The sequence below is a fragment of the Luedemannella helvata genome (genome assembly GCF_039528415.1).
GTDB classification, from domain to species: Bacteria; Actinomycetota; Actinomycetes; order Mycobacteriales; family Micromonosporaceae; genus Luedemannella; species Luedemannella helvata.
Genome location: NZ_BAAALS010000020.1, coordinates 98,559 through 116,895, shown reverse-complemented (window position 1 = coordinate 116,895; position 18,337 = coordinate 98,559). Strand labels below are relative to the sequence as shown.

Here is an 18,337-nt window from a genome sequence, read left to right as displayed (position 1 = left end):
TCCGGGAAACGGACCTGGAGCAATCCAGGCACCGCGCCCGGGCCCGACCCAACACGCTTGCCTGGCTGACCGTGCACCGCCGTTTGGCCCGCGACTACGAACGCGACCCCGCCGTGTCCGAGGCCATGATCCGCTGGGCCGCGATCAACGTCATGGTCCGCCGTGTCACCCGAGGCAAACCCGTCACCCGACAGGCGAAATGGCGCTGGCCCGACGAGATCAACCAACCCATCTCAAACACGCTCTCAGTGAGCTGATGCACCGGCTCGCGGAGACCGCCCGGCCCGGGTCGGCGATCGGCCGGGTCGTGTCGGGATCCGCCTGGCTCTTCCCCGGAAGCAGGCCCGGTCACCACGCGTCCCCCAGCGCGATGGGTAGGCGGCTCATGTCCGCCGGGATCGAGGCGCGACCGGTGCGCAATGCGGCACTCTACGCGCTGGGTGAGGATCTTCCTGCTGCGATCTTTGCTGATCTCGTCGGCCTGCACATCACAACGGCTGAACGTTGGGCGAAGCTCGCTCGCCGAGACTGGGCCGACTACCTCGAAGCTCGGACAGCGCAAGGCAGAGACGAAAGGCCAGATCGCCGACCGACGTTGTAGCTCCAGCCGGGCTCGTACCACTGGCCTTGTGCTACCTGCGGTCTGGCCCCCTGGTGGGAAAAGTTTCCGCGAACACGCCGGTTCGCTCGTTGTGCGAACACGGGCAATCGTGGAAATTTTTGCTTATGCGGCCGCAATCCGAGAAACAGTTGCTCGCCGATGGCTATGACGCTCTGGCCACGCTACTCAACGAGGGCCCCGGGCTGGAGCTACGGCGTCGGCCTGCACCTCACGAGGCCCGCGACGATGCCGGGTACGACGCGTTTTGGGAGGTCGCTGGGGACGCCTCCTCGTACATTGGCACCTTCCTCGTAGAGGTCAAGACCCGTGTCACCCCGCGCACTGTGGAGCATCTGCGGCCGATGCTGCGACCGGCGAGGCTGCACCTGATGCACGAGCCGACTGTCCTGATCCTCGCACCGTGGATCAGCCCGCGCTCGCGTGCTCTCATCGCCGAGGAAGGGTGGAGCTACCTCGACCTAACCGGCAACGCTCTGATCAGAATGCGCCGCCCTGCCCTCTACATACGTCTGGTCGGATCCGACACCGACCCCAATCCGCGCGAACGCTCCGAGGTGCTGCTGCGCGGTACTCAGATCCACGCGCTGGTACGTGTGTTGGCCGATGTCGAGCCGCCCTACCGGCTCGCCGACCTCGCGCAGGTCACGGGACTGAGCAAGGGTTACCTGTCGAAGGCCCTTTCCAGTCTGCACGAACAGAGCCTTATCGATCGTCCTGGCAGTGGTCCTGTCACCAGCGTGGACTGGCCGCAACTGCTACGCGCCCGCGCAGCTGAATATCAAGTGCTGCGTACCAACCGCTCGATCACCTACCTAGCCCGCCGTGGACTTGACGTACTGTTGCGTGAGTTGCACGGCGCCCCCGAGGTGCTGGTCAGCGGGTCATTCGCCGCTCACCGGATCGCCCCGGCGGCTGCCCCTGCCCAGCTACTGCTTTATGTGGCAAACATCGACACCTATGCCAAGCGTTGGGAACTGCTTGCCACCAGCACCGGTGCCAACGTGGTGCTTCTGGAGGCAGCCTCTGGCTCCCAGCTAGAGCGGCCCCGCATTGTTGACGGCCTCGGTCACGTCGGCTACAGCCAACTCGTCATGGACTTGTTGTCCGGCAATGGAAGACTTCCGGAAGAAGGCGAGGCCGTCCTCGAGTGGATGATCGACACACCCGGATGGCGGTTGCCGGACTTGAAGGCGCTGCGCCAGTAGCCTGCGCAGTGACCGTCGCCACCGACCCGCTCTACATCGCCGCCCGCTGCGTGCTGCTCGACGCTCTCGACGCTCTGGCCGAACACCGTGACGCGGTGATCATCGTCGGGGCGCAGGCGGTATACCTGCACTCCAACGATGCCGACCTTGACGCCGGGGTCGCGCCCTACACGACCGATGGCGACCTGGCCATCGTGCCGCAGTGGCTGAACGACGAGACGTCATCCGGCTCATGCGCGGGCACACCAGCGCCGAGCAGATCGGGCGGCAGATGGCCGCCATGGCGGACGACGCGATGGCCGGATCGACCGTCGCCGTCGGTGTGACCCTGCTGGAGAGCTTGTTCGGTCGGGGCGCTTCACCTGGCATTGCAATGGCTGCCGAGGCTCTGACCGGCGCCTTGGACGCCGAGCAGATCCGTGCTCTTGCGCCCGCGTTCGTCGCCGAACTGACCCACGCCTACCGCGGCTGACCCTCATCGCTGCGTTTTGAAACCAGGTTCTCTGCAGGTGGTCTCCTCGGCTACTGTTCGCCGGTGGCAGTGGGACGGCGGACATACCGCGAGGTGGATGGCGAGCGGGTCGAGGGCACGTGGCGGTACATCTTCACCCGCAATATGGATATGTACTTCCTTACCGACATGATCATTTATGCGGACGGGGCAATCGACTGCGGAACGGGCGGGCTCACGGACCTGGATGGTCTCCGCGAACAGCTGCGCTGCGGTCGCGTGGCGGTGACCCTGACGGAGGGCGGCCGGGCATCAGCACATCACGTCGCGAGCTGGCGCTTCTTGGAACCGCAGACGTGGGTTGATGCAGAGAATCTGGTGGGTGAGGCCGCTGACGAGATCGACAGGCTCAATGGGCGGCCTGACTCCATCGGACGATGCCTGCAGGCTGTAAACGAGTACCTCGCAGACATGTCGGAACCGAATCGTCTGGCAGTACGTGAGCGCTACCTGGCCATTCCCAAGCACCTGCGCGTCTATGCCCTCGGGGACATGGATCACAAGGACGGTCCGCTTCGGGCTTTGATCACCGGCATCGGTGCTCCCCTGCACGGCGACCCCAACGGCCGGATCGTGACGGCAGGGACGCACGCCAACGCGATCGAGTACTTCCGGGAGCGTGATCTTGCCGTGGCCCGGTGGGAAGCACGGGTTCCGGCTGACGGGCCCGAACGCTCACAAGCCGCCACGGTGACGATCCCGCAGACTGTCTACCCCAAGGGATGGCCGGAAACGCCAGGGATCGAGGTCCTGCAAAACGACTACCCGACCGCCATCAACGTCCGTGGGCGGAGCTATCCGACCGTTACGCACGCCTACTGGACGCTGTCGTCCAGTGATCCGGAATCGCGCGACCGAATCGCCGCCGCGGAGCGTGGTTTCGACGCCAAGAAACTCGCCGAGAACGCTCCGCGCCACGACGGGTGGCCGGCTGCCCGGCTGGCCGTCATGGCGGAGCTGCTTCGCGCGAAGTACACCCAGAACATGCTTGCCGCGGAGACGCTGAGAGCTACTGGCGACGCCAGGCTCATCTATGTCTCGTTCGACTCGGCGTATTGGGCCTCAGGCGGTAAGCGCGGCACCAACTGGATCGGCCGGTTGCTGGAAGTAGTCCGGTCGGAACTTGTCGCTGTCGAACTGGGGCTCTCCGCGGCCGCGAGCTCATGACCAGACTCATCGCTCATGAGCTGATGACGCTTGGAAGTCGCAACCCACGGATCGGCATCGACTGGGAAAGGCGCCCCAGCCGTTACCTGACCATCGACGGTGTACCTGGCTACCAGATCGCATACTCGTGCGGCACCTGCGGACTTGTCCTGCGTCGCGAACCGGGTGCCCCGACCGGACTGCTACCGGCTACCGACGTTCGGGATCGTCTCAACGCTGGGCTGGATGGACTCGACACGGACGTCATCGATACGTTCGCTGCCCAGCTGCCGCGCGGTGACTACCAGGTGATGCTCCTGGACACGAAGCCTGCGCTTGCCGCGCCCGGCTCAGCGGGCGACTATTTCTCCGTCGAGGGGCCGGCAGGCTGGCGCAATGAGGAGTTCGAGTACTCCATCGACCCTGCCAATACGAGCTACTACCGGCTCGATCGTCGAAGTATCGGCGAGCATGACGAGTTCTTCGAGTTCGCCGTCCCCTTGGGTGATCCGGCCGAGCTGGACGCCGATGTCGTCGAGCGGTACTCCAGCGCGTGTGGCCAACCGACCGCCGTTGCGTTCGGGCTTCTCGATATCGAAGGCCCCTGGTTTAGGCAGGAGCGGCATTGGGGCTTGTTCCACTTCCTACTCGACGGGCACCACAAGACCGCATCTGCGGCGGCCAACAGCGGCTCGATCAGGCTGCTCACATTCGTCTCGGCTGGCGAGTCCATGGCTTCCGACGACGAACTGCTGCGCCTCCCAGAGATCATCAACGCTGACCAACGCGAGGGCGACCGATGACAGCGGCAGGAGCTTCTGACCGGGTTGCCCGATGCTGATCTCGCAGTACGCCTACTTCGCTATCCAGTCGATCCATCTGGCTGCCACGGAGATCACCGCTCGGCTCGGTGTCGAACCGGACGAAACCAAGACTTGAGGCAGCCGCCAGGCAGAGCCGGCAATCCCGGTCACACACTGCTGGCGCGTGGTCTGCCGAAAGCCAGGTCTGACCGTCGACGAGCAGATTTCGCGGATCGTGGATCGTCTGCTCCCGCACGCCAACCGGATCGGTGCGCTGGTGACGGAGCTCGACGAAGCGGAAGATGGGCCGGGCTCAAGCGTTCTTCAAGTCGTCCGAGTCTTCGAGCATCCCGAGGGCGAGCCGGAGGACCTACGCGGGCCAGTGGACGGTCTGGAGAAGCTGCCCGGACAACACCAACTGCTGGGCTGGCACGTCGATCGGCGGACGCTGGAGTTTCTGCGGATCACAGGCGCAGAGCTGGACATCGACGAATATGCCTACAGTTGATTCGCTCTCGGGCACTTGGGGCGGGGAATACGACACGTCCCGAATATGTGCCCTCTAACAGTAGTGTGACCTTTCTCGTGGTGTCTTCAGGGGTGCATTGAGGCCTCATATGCGGCTGCGCGCCTGACCGATCGGGATGTCCCCCGGACCTGCAACGGTCCGGGGGACATCCCGTTGCTGCCCTCGGCTGCTGCCGGTGACCACTGCCAGTTGGGTCATCACCGGAGTACCAGCAGGTCGACACGCGCGGGGGACACCCCTTCATCATCGTGCATCGTCGCCTGCGATGATGGCGCTCGATGATCGAGCTGATCGACCTCACCAAGTCGTACGGGCGGATCCGGGCCGTCAACGGCGTGACGTTCACCGCCGAACCCGGGCGGGTGACCGGGTTTCTCGGGCTCAACGGTTCCGGCAAGACGACGACGCTGCGGATGTTGCTCGGCCTGACCCGGCCGACGTCCGGTACCGCTCTCATCAACAAGGTGCGCTACCGGGAGCTGCGCGACCCGGCCCGGCATGTCGGGGCCGTGCTGGAGCAGGGGATCAGCCATCCCGGGCAGAGCGGGCGGGCCCACCTGGTGACGCACGCGCTGCTCAGTGGCGTCGCCCGCAACCGCGTCGACCCGCTGTTGGCGTACGTGGGGCTCGCGGACGCGGCGCACCAGCGCTGCGGTGCCTACTCGCTCGGCATGCGGCAGCGGCTGGCGGTGGCGACCGCACTGCTGGGTGACCCGCCGGTGCTGGTCCTGGACGAACCGGCCAACGGGTTGGACCCCGAGGGCATCGCCTGGCTGCGTGAGCTGCTGCGCGCGCACGCCCGCAAGGGCGGCACCGTACTGATCGCCAGCCACCTGCTCGCCGAGCTGGCCCAGCTCATCGACGACGTGGTCGTCATTTCCGACGGCACCGTCCGGTACGTGGCGCCGCTGGCGCAGCTGTACGGTTCGACATCGGCGCGGCTGCGGATCCGTGGCAGGGATCCCGAACGCCTGTCGCGCGCGCTCCAGGCGGCCGGTGCCCTCGTCGGCACCGACGGAGGCGCCCTCGACGTGACCGGCCTGACCCCGGAGGAGGCGGGCGACATCGCCTTCGAGGCCCAGGTGCCGATCTACGAGCTGGTGAGGGACTCCCCGAATCTCGAACAGCTCTTCCTCGACCTGGTGACCGCCGCGAACGCGGAGGCCGTCCGATGATCGCCGTGGTGCGCAGCGAGCTGTACCGGCTGTCGACGACCCGGTCCAGTGCCATGTCGCTGGCGGTCGTCAGCGCCCTGGGCATCACCCTCGGTACGGTCAGCGCCGACTTCTGGGCGCTGATCGCCGGAGCGGGCGCGTTCGGGTTCGGGGCCATCGGGGTCACCCAGCACTTTCAGCACCGCACGGCCGTGCTGCTCTACCTAACCCGCCAGCGCCGCATTCCCGTGCTGCTCGCGCAGCTCGTGACGGCCCTGATCGTGAGCGTGGGGTTCACCGCCGTGAGCGGTGCCTCGGTGCTCGCGCGCGGCTACCACGAGGAGTACCTGACCACCCTGCTGGTCGCCCCGGTCATGGCTGTGCTCGGCGCGGCCGGCGGGGCCATCGCGCGCAGCGCCACCGTGCTGTTCGTCGGCTTCACGGCCTGGATCGTCTTCGTCGAGGCGGCGTACGGCAGGATGCGGGAGCCGTTCCCGTTCTCGGCGTACCTGGACGCGACCACCGGCGACCTCGACAAACTGCCGGTGTTTCTGGGTTGGGCCCTGGCGGCGGTCGTCGGCGCGCTCTTCGCGGTCCGCCGCGACCTGACCGGCGACTGACCGTCCTACGGCTCCTCGTCGGCGGCGCAGTTGCGGCTGGTGCGGTTGACGATGTGCTCGGCCTCGTCGGTCGTGATGCCGGACGGCTTGCCGTCGAACCAGGTCTCCACCTTGAGCAGGGCGCGGCGCTGCTCGTAGTGCAGGTGCGGGGCGCTGGAGTTGCCCGTACTGCCGACCTTGCCGAGCTGCTGGCCCTGCTTGACGCGCTGACCGACCTCGACCATGGGCGGTTCGAGCATGTGCAGGTACTGGGTCTCCCAGCGGCCGCCGTGGTCGATCTTCACCCAGTACCCGCCGCCCGTGCCGCGCTTTCCGTCCGGATTGTCCGGCGTACGGTTGCCCAGCGACCCGTTGATGCCGGCCACCGTCACCGTGCCGTCGAACGAGGCGAGCACCGGGCGCCCCCACGCGGACCCCTTTGTCGGGATCATGTCGACCTCGTACTCGCCGTGGCTCGGATACGTGCTCAGCCGCCACTTCTCGCCGCACGCCACGGGCAGCTGGAACAGCGGCCGGGGCCCGGGCGGCCACAGCAGCACGACGGCGGCGACCGCCACGACGAGCACGACCACGCCACCCGCTGCGAGCAGCATCCACGTGAGCGGTCGCATGCGCTTGCGGGGAGTGCCGTACGTGCCCGTCATGGGCCGAGCATGACAAACGCCGACAACCGCCCACCATTCGTGGCATGCGTTAAGGCCAGTTTCGGCTGCTATTCGACTCTCGATAACAGCAGAAACTGGCCTTAACACGGGAAACCACGCGGGAACCACGCGCGGAGCGCGCGGGGAAGCGGCGCGGCGGCGGCGGGTCAGGCGGGGGGCGGGGTAAAGAGGGGACGGACCTCCACGCCGCCGTCGCGGGTGGCCGGGTTCAGTTTCGCGATGCGCAGAGCCACGTCCAGGTCGGGGGCCTCCAGGACGAAGAAGCCGGCGACGACCTCGCGGGTGTCGTGGAACGTGCCGTCGCTGACCACGTCGCCCCGGATGGCGGTGGCGACCGTGCTGGGCTGGAACGCGAAGCCCGTGACGGCCCTGCCGCCCAGCTCCTCGACCTGGGCGGGGTAGCGCTCCAGTGCCGCGATGTGCTCCGGCGTCAGGGCCATCGGGTCGGCGGGCGCGGGTGAGAAGATCAGGATCCCGTACTGGGGCATGGTGTCCTCCTTGAGAGGTGGTCCGTTGCCCTACCGACGAACGCCCCGGGCCGCGATCGACAACACCCGCCAAGATCTTTGTCGGTGGTATGGAGCAGGATGGGCACGGTCGATCGGGGGGAGGGCACGATGAGCGTCGCGGCGAGCTACGCCGAGTTCGGGCTCAGGGAGGCGCGGGGCGTGTCGCCGGCGTACGAGCGGCTCTCGGCCGCCATCGCCGCGGACGACGAGGTGCTCGGGCTGGTCGCGTCACTGCCCGAGGCCAAACGTCAACCCAATCTCCTGTACGGGGTGGTGCGCCTGCTCGGCGGCCCCGTCGACGACCCGGTCGCGTTCCGCGACTTCGTGGTGGCGAACTGGCCGGCGGTCGCGGCCCAGGCGTCGGCCCGGGCCACGCAGACCAACGAGGTCGGCCGCTGCGCGGTGCTCCTGCCCGTACTCGCCAGGCTCCCGCAACCCATCGCGTTGCTGGAGGTGGGCGCGTCGGCGGGGTTGTCGCTGTTCCTGGACCGGTATGCCTACCGCTACGGTGACCACCGGGTGGGCGCGGGCGAGCCGGTGCTGGAGTGCAAGCTGACCGGCGTGGCGCCGCCGGACCGGTTGCCCGAGGTGGTGTGGCGGGCCGGGCTGGACCTCAACCCGTTGCGGGTGACCGACCCGCGGGACGTGGCGTGGCTGGAGGCGCTGGTCTGGCCGGAGCATGAGCACCGCCGCGCCCGGCTGCGCGCGGCCGCGGCCGTCGCGGCGGCCGACCCGCCGCTGCTGGTGCGGGGCGACCTGGTCGACGACCTGCCGGCGCTCGCGGCTCTGGCGCCGCCGGACGCGACGCTCGTCGTGTTCCACACCTCGGTGCTCTACCAGGTTCCGCCGCAGCGGCGGGCCGCGTTCGTCGAGCTGGTCGGCCGGCTGGCGGGGCACTGGGTGTCCGTGGAGGCCGCGGACGTCGTCGAGCACGGGCCGTTGCCCGCGCCGCCGGCGGACACGTTCCACAACGTGCTGTCGTGCGACGGCGTTCCGCTCGCTTACACCCGCCCGCACGGGCAGGGGATGACCTGGTTCGCATGAGAGTCCATAAAGGAGTGATGGTGACGGGGACGGGGATCCTGCTGGAGACGCTGAACGGTCAGCGCCGGCACATTCTGGGCATTCTGGATGGACTGTCCGACGAGGACCTGCGGCGTCCCGTGCTGCCCTCGGGGTGGAGCTGCCTCGGGCTCGTCCAGCACCTCGCTCTCGACGTCGAGCGGTTCTGGTTCCGCGCGGTCGTCGACGGCGAGAAGGTGGAACTCAAAACGGGCGACGAGGCGTGGCGGGTGCCGGCCAGCACCTCCGCGCAGGAGATCTTCGACCTGTACCGGCAGGAGATCGCGCTCGCGGACGCGATCGTCGCGCGTACCCCGCTGGACGCGGAGGCGGCCTGGTGGCCGACGGAGGTCTTCGGCGACGACTTCCCGTCCCGGCCGATGCTGGGCACCCTGCTGCACGTCATCACGGAGACCGCCACGCACGCCGGGCACCTCGACGCCGCCCGCGAGCTGATCGACGAGCGCACCTGGCTCATCGTGACCGACCGGCCGCCATGGAACGACTAGCGTCCGGGCGCACCGCCGACGTCTTCGCCGTGGACGGCGGGCGGGTGCTGCGCCGCTACCGCGAGGCCTGGGACGCGACCCGCGAGGCGGCCGTCATGGCGTACGTGGGTCGGTACGGGTTTCCGGTGCCCGCGGTGCACCACGCAGAAGGGCCGGACCTGGTGATGGAGCGGGTCGACGGGCCGACCATGCTCACGGCCCTCGCGACCGGCGCGCTCGACGCCCCCGACGGCATGCGGATGCTGGCCGACCTGCACGCGCGGCTGCACGCCGTGCCGGCGCGGCCGGGGGCGCCGGCGGGGGAGTGCGTCGTGCACCTCGACCTGCATCCGGACAACGTCATGCTCACCGCGGGCGGGCCGGTCGTCGTCGACTGGAGCAACGCCACCGACGGGCCGGCCGACCTGGACCTGGCCGTGACGGCGTTGATCTTCGCCGAGGTGGCGGTCGATCTCGCGAACCCGCTCGCGGCCCTCGCGGGTGAGGGCCTGCGGCTGTTCCTGGACGCGGCGGGCGGTTCGCCCGGGCGCGGCGTCGACGGGGCCCTGGCCATGCGCGCGGCGAACCCGACGCTCAGCGTGGCGGAGAAGGCCCGCCTGTCCCGGGCAGCGGCCCTGGTGCGGGCCACGCAGGTGGACTCCTGACCCGGCAGCCCCACCTGCCACGCCGGTTCACGACGTTGTGACCAGGTGCACGAGCGCGCGCCCTCCCGCCCGCCCGGCGTGCCCGGATAGCCTTGTGACCTCGTCGTACGCGCTACGGAAGGAGGCGGCGTGCACGCGGAGCTGACCCCGGTGATCGCCGCCACCACGGACTGGCTGCTCGCCGCTTTCCCTCCCCGCGCCGGGGCATGGCACGCGGCGCTCGCCCGCGTGCAGGCCCGCCAGGCGGTCTGCGTGGCGGCGTGGCTGCGCTACCCCACCGCGTTGGACGGCGAGCTGCTCATCCTGACCGGCCCGGGCGGATCCGGGCGGCTGGACTGGCTCGTGGGCGCGGAGGACCGCGACGAGCCGTGGCGGACCTGGGTCGACGAGGTCGTGGCCAGCTGGGCCGCGTGCCTGCTGGCCGACGTGACACTGGCCCGCGACGCGGTCGCCGCGCTGGACGAGGGCGACGGCCTGGTGCCGGACATGCGGCGCCTGTGCGACCCGGACGCCGCCGACGGCCGGGCGACCCCGTTGCTGCGCCACCCGGACCTGGTCGGCGCGGTCGCCGACCTGCACCGTGCCGAGCTGCTCGCCCGGGTCGGCCGGCCGGTCGCCGCCTGATCGTCAGGGATGTGACGAGGTCCAGTCGCGTATCGCGTCGCGCATGCGGTCGAACACCGCGAGCGGCGGTCCGGCCAGGATGTTGGCCGTCGCGGACTCGCCGGCCGCCGGGTGCGGCCGCGTCGGCGCCATGGCCTGCACCGCGCGGATCGCGGTCGCCATCCGCTGCAACTGTTGGGGCTCCAGTACCTCGCGCAGCATTATGAACTCCTCGGCCTCCTCGGCCTCGGCGTGCGCGATGACGTCCTGGGCCAGCTCAGCCAGGCCCTCGTCGAAGCCGGGCGCGTCGACCCCCATGTCGTAAAGATCGGAAAGCACCTGCTTGGCGTCCTCCTCCTCGGCGAGCCGGCTGTCCACGATGTCGTCGCCGTCGTCGAGCTTGCGCCGGGCCATCGGGTGCACGACCTCCTCCTCGGCGGTCTCGTGCATGGCCAGCAGGCGGACGAGGTCGTCGAAGAGCTCCCGTTTGGTGTCCCCCTCGGCGGAGCTCACCTCCTCGAACAGCGTCCTCATCTGCTCGTGCTGGGCGAGCAGCAGGTCCACGGCGTCCAGGTCCTCGGTCATCTCGGCCATCTCAGTCCCCCATGTGGATGCACACGCTTGGGCCGATCCCAGGCTAGAGCGCGCCCGGTCGCCGCCGCAGCCGTTTGACCTGCGCGCTCATCTCGTCACATGGCCATTCGCGCGGAACGCCCGCCGGTAGGCCGCGGGGGAGACCCCGACGGTGCGGTGCAGGTGGGAGCGCAGTGACACGGCCGTGCCGAACCCGGCCCGCCGCGCCACCGCGTCCACGCCCAGGTCGGTCGTCTCCAGCAGCAGCCGGGCGTGCTCGACCCGCTCGGCCAGCAGCCACTGGCTCGGGCTCAGCCCGGTCTCCTCGCGGAAGCGGCGGGTGAACGTCCGCACGCTCATCCGCGCGGCGCGCGCCATCGCGTCCAGGTCGATCGGCTCGTCGAGGCGCCGCCGGGCCCATTCCCGGGCCGCCGAGGTGGCGCCGCCCGCGGCGGTCGGCACCGGCCGCTCGATGAACTGCGACTGCCCGCCGTCGCGCCACGGCTGCACCACGCAGCGGCGCGCGGCCCGGTTGGCGACCTCGGCGCCGAAGTCGCGCCGCACCACATGCAGGCACAGATCGAGGCCGGCCGCGACTCCCGCCGAGGTCAGCACGTCCCCGTCGTCCACGAACAACACATCAGGATCCAGGAGTACGCGCGGGAAGAGCGCGCGGAAGCGGGCCGCGTGCAGCCAGTGCGTGGTGGCGGGCCGGCCATCGAGGACGCCCATCGCGGCCAGCGCGAACGCGGCCGTGCAGATGGACATGAGCCGGGGCGCGCGGGCCGCGACGGCCAGCGCCGCCCGCTCGGCGTCCGTCAGGGCGCCGCCGGCGAACAGTGCCGCGTTCTCCGTGCTGATCCCGGGGACGACCACGGTGTCGGCCCCGGCGAGGATCTCCGGCCCGTAGTCGGGCAGCACGCTGAACCCGCCGGCGCAGCGCACCGGGCCGCCGTCCGGGGTGCAGGTGCGCACGGCGTAGTGGCGCCGGCCAGCGTCGTCGCGCGCGGTCCCGAAGACCTGCGCGGGGATGCCGAGGTCAAGGGGGACCACGCCGTCGAGGACGAGCACGGCGACCTTGTGCCGGTTGTCCGGGGGAAAGGGCATGGCCCGATTCTTTCACATAGTGGCTTGCCGGCCACTCGTTACCCGGCGGACGCGGGCGGCATATTGACCGGGTGACCCTCACCCAGAGCCCCGCCGCCCCTGCGGCCACGCCCCGCCGTGCCCGGATCCACCGCGCCTGGTGGGTCGCCGCGGTCGCGTGCGTCGCCACCATCGGCGCGGCCGGCTTCCGGGCCACGCCCGGCGTACTCATCCAGCCGCTGCAGGACGAGTTCGGCTGGTCGCGGGGCACCATCTCGGCCGCCGTCAGCGTCAACCTGGTGCTGTTCGGCCTCACCGCGCCGTTCGCCGCCGCGCTCATGCTCCGCTTCGGCATCCGCCGGGTCGTGGCGTGCGCCCTGCTGGTCGTCGCCGCCGGCAGCGGGCTCACCGTGTTCATGACCGCGTCCTGGCAGCTCATGCTCTGCTGGGGCGTACTCGTGGGGCTCGGCACCGGGTCCATGGCGCTCACCTTCGTCGCCATGGTCACCGGCAATTGGTTCGTCGCCCGCCGGGGACTCGTCACCGGCATCCTCACGGCCGCGGGCGCCACCGGGCAGCTGATCTTCCTGCCCGTACTCGCGGGGGTGGCGGAGTCGCGCGGGTGGCGGGTCGCGGCCCTCACGGTGACCGCCGCGGCGCTCGCGGTCGTTCCGCTCGTGCTCGCCCTCCTGCGGGACCGGCCGGCCGACGTGGGGCTGCGGCCCTACGGCGCGCCGGAGGACCCTCCCGCCGCGGTGGCCCCAGTCGCCACGGCGCCCGCGGGCGGGGTCGCGGCCCGGGCGCTGCGCGAGCTGGCCCGCGCGGCCCGCACGCCCGCGTTCTGGTTCCTCGCCGGCGGGTTCGCCATCTGCGGCGCCAGCACCAACGGGCTGATCGGCACGCATCTCATTCCGGCCGCGCACGACCACGGCATGCCGACCACGACGGCTGCGGGGCTGCTCGCCCTCGTCGGGATCTTCGACATCGTCGGGACGATCCTGTCGGGCTGGCTCACCGACCGCTTCGACGCCCGGGTGCTCCTCGTCGTCTACTACACGCTGCGCGGCGTCTCGCTGCTGGTCCTGCCGGCCGTGCTCGGCGACGCCGTGCACCTGGGCATGGTGGGCTTCATCGTGTTCTACGGCCTCGACTGGGTCGCCACCGTGCCGCCCACGATCGCGCTGTGCCGGGCGCACTTCGGCGAGGCCGGGCCCATCGTGTTCGGCTGGGTCTTCGCCGCCCACCAGATCGGCGCGGCCGTGGCCGCCTCCGCCGCCGGGGTGCTGCGCGACGTGCGCGGCGACTACACTCTCGCCTGGGCCGGTGCGGGGGTGCTGTGCCTGCTCGCCGCCGCCCTCTCCGCCCGGGTCGGCCGGCCGGCCGGCGCGCCCGCCCCGGCCGTCGCCTAGGCTCTCCTCGGCCCGTCGCGCGGGCGGGCCGAGCTGGGAGGACGGCCATGGTGCGGTATGTGGTGATCGGCGGCGGAATTGTCGGATTGGCCACGGCGCACCGGATCACCATCGACCAGCCGGACGCCACGGTCGTCGTGCTGGAGAAGGAGCCGCGCGTCGCCGCGCACCAGACCGGCCACAACTCGGGCGTCATCCACGCCGGCGTCTACTACAAGCCCGGCAGCCTCAAGGCCGGCATGTGCCGCGCCGGGCAGGCGTCCATGTTGGAGTTCTGCGCCGAGCACGGCATCGACGCCCGGGTCACCGGCAAGCTCATCGTCGCCACGGACGCCGCGGAACTGCCCCGGCTGCGGGCGCTGCACGAGCGGTCCGTGGCCAACGGCCTGCCGGTCGACCTGATCGACGGCGATCAGGCCCGCGAGTACGAGCCGCACGTGGCCGCGGTCGCCGCCCTGCACGTGGCGTCCACCGGCATCGTCGACTACGCCGAGGTGTGCCGGGTGCTCGCCGACCTGGTGACCAAGGGCGGCGGCGAGGTACGCCTCGGCGCGCGGGTCACCGGCCTGCGCCGCGACGGCGCCACGACCGTGGTCGAGACGACCGGCGGGGCCTTCGTGGCCGACCGGCTGGTCAACTGCGCCGGCCTGCACGCCGACCGGATCGCCCGGCTCGCCGGGTTGACCCCGTCGGCGCGCATCATTCCGTTCCGGGGAGAGTACTACGAGCTGCGTGCGGACCGGCGGGACCTCGTCCGCGGGCTGATCTACCCCGTACCCGACCCGCAGTTCCCGTTCCTCGGCGTGCACCTCACGCGGATGGTCGACGGCAGCGTGCACGCCGGCCCCAACGCCGTGCTCGCGCTCGCCCGCGAGGGGTACGGCTGGGGGCGCGTCAAGCCGCGCGACATCGTCGACGAGGTCGCCTGGCCGGGCCTGTGGCGGCTGGCCCGGCGCCACTGGGCGTACGGGCTCACGGAGGTGCGCCGGTCGTTGTCCCGCAAGCGGTTCGCGGCCAGCCTGGCCCGGCTCGTACCCGGGATCACCACCGCCGACATCGTGCGCTCCGGCGCGGGCGTGCGCGCCCAGGCCATCGCCGCGGACGGCGCGCTCGTCGACGACTTCCTCATCGAGCAGGCGCCCGGACAGGTGCACGTCCTCAATGCCCCGTCGCCCGCGGCGACCAGCTCGCTGGAGATCGCCAAGCACATCGTGGCGCGGTTCGACGAGTAGCCGCCCGGCGCGTAGGTTGTTCCTTGCTTCGTTGGGAGGGCGCATGCGGCGGTACGGCGGACCGGCGGCGGGACTCGTGGTCGCGGCGCTGCTGACCGTACTGTCCGGGGGCTGCGACAAGGGCGCGGCAGCCGCGCCGACCGAGCCGCCCCCGCGCACGTACGCGGCGTCCGCCGCCGGCGGCGCCTGCCAGCTGCTCGACTTCGCGGTCATCAACGAGACGCTCGGCGTCACGTTCGACATCGCGGGCGCGGCCAGCAAGGACCACACGTTCACGTGCGCGATCACGAAGGCCGGCTCGACGTATCCGGACCTGACGTTCTCCCTCGCCGCGACCGGGTCCGACCCGACGATCTACAAGCAGGCCCTGGTGCCCAAGAGCGCCACATCAGTGTCCGGCCTCGGCAAGGTCGCCTACCGGACCACGTCGGCCGCCAGCGGCCAGCGCGGCCCGCGCGTCGAGGTCGGCTGGCTCGCGGGCGAGAAGGCGATGGTCCTGCGCTACACGTTCGCGAAGGACGCGACCGCCGAGGACGCCACGACGCTGACCCCCAAGCTGGTCGCCCTGGCGAAGAAGATCGCCTTCGCCAACATCTGACCGCTCCGCGCCTCACCCACCTCGCAGATAGGCGCGGGGGTTCAGCGGGAGGCTACGAAGACGCGGGAGGCGATCTCGCGGGGGAGGCGGACCGCGTCGCCGTCGCGCTCGACGATGACGGCGTCGCGCTCGTGGGCCACGTCGACCTTGGCGCCCGGGTCGATGCCGGCGGTGTGCAGTTGGCGCAGCACGTCGGCGTCGGTCTGCACGCTCTCGCAGATGCGGGTCACCACGACCGTGCCGGTGAGGCCGGGGAAGCCGAGGTTGCGCTCCGTCTCCGCGCCCGGGACCTCGGTCGCGAGAGGACCGAACTCGTCCAGCCCGGGGATCGGGTTGCCGTAGGGCGAACGGGTCGGGCGGCCGAGCATCTCGAAGACCTTCTGCTCCACCGACTCGCTCATCACGTGCTCCCAGCGGCAGGCCTCCTCGTGAGCCTCCTCATAGGGCATGCCGATGACGTTGACGAGCAACAGCTCGGCGAGGCGGTGTTTGCGCATGACGGCCACGGCCTTGGCGCGGCCCAGGTCGGTGAGCGCCAGGTGCCGGTCGCCCTCGACGTTGAGCAGGCCATCGCGCTCCATGCGGGCCACCGTCTGGCTCACGGTCGGGCCCGACTGGTGCAGCCGCTCCGCGATGCGCGCGCGCAACGGCGGCACCTGCTCCTCCTCGAGTTCGAGGATGGTGCGCAGGTACATCTCGGTGGTGTCTACAAGATCATTCACAGTGGGTGCCCTCCCAGACTTGAATGCTACCTGGCCCACCGGACAACACCTACGCGGTGAGAGGCGTATGCCGAGCGTGGAAGGATGGCCGGGTGACCCTCATTGACGCGGCCACGCTCGCCGCCCAGCTTGCCGACGCCGACCCGCCGACGGTTCTCGATGTGCGGTGGCGCCTCGGCGGCCCGCCCGGCCGCGAGGCCTATCAGGCGGGTCACCTGCCCGGTGCCGTCTTCGTCGACCTGGACGCCGACCTGTCCGGCGCCCCCGGCGCGGGGGGCCGGCACCCGCTGCCCGATCCGGGCGCCCTGGAGGCGACCCTGCGGGCGGCCGGCGTACGGGCGGGACATCCCGTGGTCGCGTACGACGACGGCGACGGGCAGGCCGCCGCCCGGCTGTGGTGGGTGCTGCGCTGGGCCGGCCACGACGACGTCCGCGTCCTCGACGGCGGCTTCGCCGCGTGGCGCGCGCAGGGCCGGCCGGTGACCGCGGACGAGGTGACCCCGGGGCCGGGCGACATCGTCGTACGCCCCGGCGGCCTGCCCGTCCTCGACGCCGCGGGCGCCGCCGATCTCGCCCGGGCCGGGGTGCTGCTCGACGCCCGGGTAACCCCGCGCTACCGGGGTGAGACCGAGCCGGTCGACCCGGTGGCCGGTCACATCCCCGGCGCGGTGAACCTGCCGGCGGCTGACCTCGCCGGCCCGGACGGGCGGCTGCGCCCCGCCGAGGAACTGGTCGCCGCGTTCGAGGCGGCCGGCGTGACGGCCGGGCGACCCGTGGGGGCGTACTGCGGCTCCGGGGTCACCGCGGCCCGCACGGTCTTCGCGTTGCACGCGGCCGGCCGCACGGACGCCGCCCTGTACGTGGGCTCCTGGAGCAACTGGGTCGCCGACCCCGACCGGCCGGTCGCCACCGGTGACAAGCCGTGACCGCGCTCGTCGTGTGGGGCGAGGAACTGCTCGGGTACGACCTGGGCGAGCACCCGCTCAACCCCGTACGCGTGGAACTGGCCGTGGCCCTGGCGCGGGAACTCGGCGTGCTCGACCGTCCCGGCGTGCGCGTCGTCGCGCCCGAGCCGGCCGACGACGCGGCGCTGACCCGGGTGCATGAACCGCGCTACCTCGACGCCGTGCGCGCCGCCGCCCGCGACGCGCGTTCCGCGCTGGCCTACGGGCGCTGGGGCCTCGGTACGAGCGACAACCCCGTGTTCGAGCGCATGCACGAGGCGAGCGCGCTCGTCGCCGGGGCCACGCTCGCGGCCGCCGAGGCGGTGTGGCGCGGCGAGGCCACCAGCGCGGTCAGCATCGGGGGCGGGCTGCACCACGCCATGCCGGCCCGCGCGGCCGGGTTCTGCGTCTACAACGACCCGGCCGTGGCGATTGCCCGCGTGCTCGACCTCGGCGCGCAACGTGTCGCATACGTCGACATCGACGTGCACCACGGGGATGGCGTACAGAAGATCTTCTATGACGACCCGCGCGTGCTCACCGTCAGCCTGCACGAGTCGCCCCTGAGCCTGTTTCCCGGCACGGGTTTCCCGGACGAGACCGGGGGCGCGGGCGCCGAGGGGAGCGCCGTCAACGTGGCGCTGCCGGCCGGCACGGGCGACCAGAGCTGGCTGCGCGCGTTCCACGCGGTCGTGCCGGCCGTGCTGCGCGCCTTCCGGCCGGAACTCATCGTCGCCCAGTGCGGCGCGGACACCCACCGCCTCGACCCGCTCGCCGACCTGCGCCTGACCGTCGACGGCCAACGCGCCGCCCAGCTCGCCGTGCGCGACCTCGCCGACGAGCTGTGCGACGGCCGCTGGGTCGCCACGGGCGGCGGCGGGTACGCCCTCGTGGAGGCCGTACCGCGCGCCTGGGCGCACCTGATCGCGACCGTGACCGGCGAGCCGCTGGAGCCCGGCCGGCCCACGCCCCCGGCGTGGCGGGACCTGGCCCAACGCCGCCTGTCCGAGCTGGCGCCGAGCGCGCGGCGGGTGGCCGGCGACGTGCCGCCCAGCATGACCGACTTCGGCGACACCACGGTGACGCCCTGGGACCCGGACTCCGACCACCCCGTCGACCGGGCCGTGCTCGCCACCCGCCGGGCGGTGTTCCCGCTGTACGGTCTCGACCCCTACGACCCGAGGGACTGAC

At 71.2% G+C, this 18,337-nt stretch carries 20 protein-coding genes and 2 pseudogenes; 17 read left to right on the top strand and 5 right to left on the bottom strand.

All coding sequences use genetic code 11. The features are described from left to right. From ABD191_RS20025 to ABD191_RS19990, 8 genes and pseudogenes are all read left to right on the top strand, one after another. Positions 1-257, top strand: a pseudogene (locus ABD191_RS20025) (hypothetical protein); the annotation flags it as partial. A gap of 469 nt (positions 258-726) precedes the next feature. After that, positions 727-1,827: a hypothetical protein gene (locus ABD191_RS20020; RefSeq protein ID WP_344084113.1), complete on the top strand. Its 1,101-nt coding sequence runs from the start codon at positions 727-729 to the stop codon at positions 1,825-1,827. Positions 1,828-2,029: 202 nt separating this feature from the next. Beyond that, positions 2,030-2,299, top strand: coding sequence for a hypothetical protein (locus tag ABD191_RS20015; protein ID WP_344084110.1), 270 nt, complete (start codon positions 2,030-2,032; stop codon positions 2,297-2,299). A 63-nt stretch (positions 2,300-2,362) separates the two neighbouring features. Next, the gene (locus ABD191_RS20010; protein ID WP_344084106.1) at positions 2,363-3,505 is read left to right on the top strand and encodes an NADAR family protein; all 1,143 of its coding nucleotides are present in this window, start codon (positions 2,363-2,365) and stop codon (positions 3,503-3,505) included. Beyond that, complete coding sequence (locus ABD191_RS20005; RefSeq protein ID WP_344084103.1) at positions 3,502-4,287, top strand: hypothetical protein; 786 nt, start codon at positions 3,502-3,504, stop codon at positions 4,285-4,287. The genes ABD191_RS20010 and ABD191_RS20005 overlap by 4 nt, the downstream gene beginning before the upstream one ends. 148 nt (positions 4,288-4,435) lie before the next feature. Further along, positions 4,436-4,795, top strand: a pseudogene (locus ABD191_RS20000) (DUF4279 domain-containing protein); the annotation flags it as partial. Positions 4,796-5,094: 299 nt separating this feature from the next. Continuing rightward, positions 5,095-5,991, top strand: a complete 897-nt coding sequence (locus ABD191_RS19995; RefSeq protein ID WP_344084100.1) for an ATP-binding cassette domain-containing protein — start codon at positions 5,095-5,097, stop codon at positions 5,989-5,991. Then, positions 5,988-6,590, top strand: coding sequence for a hypothetical protein (locus ABD191_RS19990; protein WP_344084097.1), 603 nt, complete (start codon positions 5,988-5,990; stop codon positions 6,588-6,590). Before ABD191_RS19995 ends, ABD191_RS19990 begins: the two co-directional genes overlap by 4 nt. A 5-nt stretch (positions 6,591-6,595) precedes the next feature. Here the strand turns inward: ABD191_RS19990 and ABD191_RS19985 are convergent, their stop codons facing one another. Both ABD191_RS19985 and ABD191_RS19980 read right to left on the bottom strand, forming a co-directional pair. After that, entirely contained in the window at positions 6,596-7,234 is a 639-nt protein-coding gene (locus ABD191_RS19985) for a M23 family metallopeptidase (protein WP_344084095.1), read from the bottom strand. Between the two features lie 167 nt (positions 7,235-7,401). After that, a complete protein-coding gene (locus ABD191_RS19980) occupies positions 7,402-7,743 on the bottom strand; it encodes a YciI family protein (RefSeq protein ID WP_344084092.1) in 342 nt (113 codons plus the stop codon). Positions 7,744-7,872: 129 nt separating this feature from the next. Between ABD191_RS19980 and ABD191_RS19975 the strand changes: the two genes are divergently transcribed. The 4 genes from ABD191_RS19975 (at position 7,873) to ABD191_RS19960 (ending at position 10,603) form a co-directional block, all read left to right on the top strand. Next, entirely contained in the window at positions 7,873-8,808 is a 936-nt protein-coding gene (locus ABD191_RS19975; protein WP_344084134.1) for a DUF2332 domain-containing protein, read from the top strand. Positions 8,809-8,828: 20 nt separating this feature from the next. Next, complete coding sequence (locus tag ABD191_RS19970; protein WP_344084089.1) at positions 8,829-9,335, top strand: DinB family protein; 507 nt, start codon at positions 8,829-8,831, stop codon at positions 9,333-9,335. Continuing rightward, on the top strand, positions 9,323-9,979 hold the full coding sequence (locus ABD191_RS19965; RefSeq protein WP_344084086.1) for a phosphotransferase: 657 nt from the start codon (positions 9,323-9,325) through the stop codon (positions 9,977-9,979). Before ABD191_RS19970 ends, ABD191_RS19965 begins: the two co-directional genes overlap by 13 nt. Before the next feature lie 129 nt (positions 9,980-10,108). Further along, positions 10,109-10,603 carry a hypothetical protein gene (locus ABD191_RS19960; RefSeq protein WP_344084083.1) on the top strand — a complete coding sequence of 165 codons (495 nt, stop codon included), beginning with the start codon at positions 10,109-10,111 and terminating at the stop codon, positions 10,601-10,603. 3 nt (positions 10,604-10,606) lie between these two features. Here ABD191_RS19960 and ABD191_RS19955 read toward each other — a convergent pair whose 3' ends face one another. Together ABD191_RS19955 and ABD191_RS19950 are read right to left on the bottom strand one after the other, a co-directional pair. Next, a complete protein-coding gene (locus ABD191_RS19955; RefSeq protein ID WP_344084080.1) occupies positions 10,607-11,167 on the bottom strand; it encodes a hemerythrin domain-containing protein in 561 nt (186 codons plus the stop codon). A gap of 96 nt (positions 11,168-11,263) precedes the next feature. After that, a complete protein-coding gene (locus ABD191_RS19950; RefSeq protein WP_344084077.1) occupies positions 11,264-12,262 on the bottom strand; it encodes a GlxA family transcriptional regulator in 999 nt (332 codons plus the stop codon). Positions 12,263-12,333: 71 nt separating this feature from the next. On the opposite strand from ABD191_RS19950, the gene ABD191_RS19945 reads away from it, so the two are divergent. From ABD191_RS19945 to ABD191_RS19935, 3 genes are read left to right on the top strand one after another with little or no spacing between them, the layout of a single operon-like run. After that, the gene (locus ABD191_RS19945; RefSeq protein WP_344084074.1) at positions 12,334-13,650 is read left to right on the top strand and encodes an MFS transporter; all 1,317 of its coding nucleotides are present in this window, start codon (positions 12,334-12,336) and stop codon (positions 13,648-13,650) included. 47 nt (positions 13,651-13,697) lie between these two features. Then, positions 13,698-14,882, top strand: a complete 1,185-nt coding sequence (gene lhgO, locus ABD191_RS19940; RefSeq protein ID WP_344084071.1) for an L-2-hydroxyglutarate oxidase — start codon at positions 13,698-13,700, stop codon at positions 14,880-14,882. A 43-nt stretch (positions 14,883-14,925) separates the two neighbouring features. Further along, entirely contained in the window at positions 14,926-15,480 is a 555-nt protein-coding gene (locus tag ABD191_RS19935) for a hypothetical protein (RefSeq protein WP_344084068.1), read from the top strand. Positions 15,481-15,521: 41 nt separating this feature from the next. Here ABD191_RS19935 and ABD191_RS19930 read toward each other — a convergent pair whose 3' ends face one another. After that, positions 15,522-16,202 carry an iron-dependent transcriptional repressor DtxR gene (locus ABD191_RS19930; protein ID WP_344084065.1) on the bottom strand — a complete coding sequence of 227 codons (681 nt, stop codon included), beginning with the start codon at positions 16,200-16,202 and terminating at the stop codon, positions 15,522-15,524. 92 nt (positions 16,203-16,294) lie between these two features. Between ABD191_RS19930 and ABD191_RS19925 the strand changes: the two genes are divergently transcribed. Next, complete coding sequence (locus tag ABD191_RS19925) at positions 16,295-17,128, top strand: sulfurtransferase (protein ID WP_344084062.1); 834 nt, start codon at positions 16,295-16,297, stop codon at positions 17,126-17,128. Next, positions 17,125-18,336 (top strand): acetoin utilization protein AcuC, encoded by a 1,212-nt coding sequence (locus tag ABD191_RS19920; RefSeq protein WP_344084059.1) that lies wholly within the window; start codon positions 17,125-17,127, stop codon positions 18,334-18,336. Before ABD191_RS19925 ends, ABD191_RS19920 begins: the two co-directional genes overlap by 4 nt. Position 18,337: the final 1 nt, after the last annotated feature.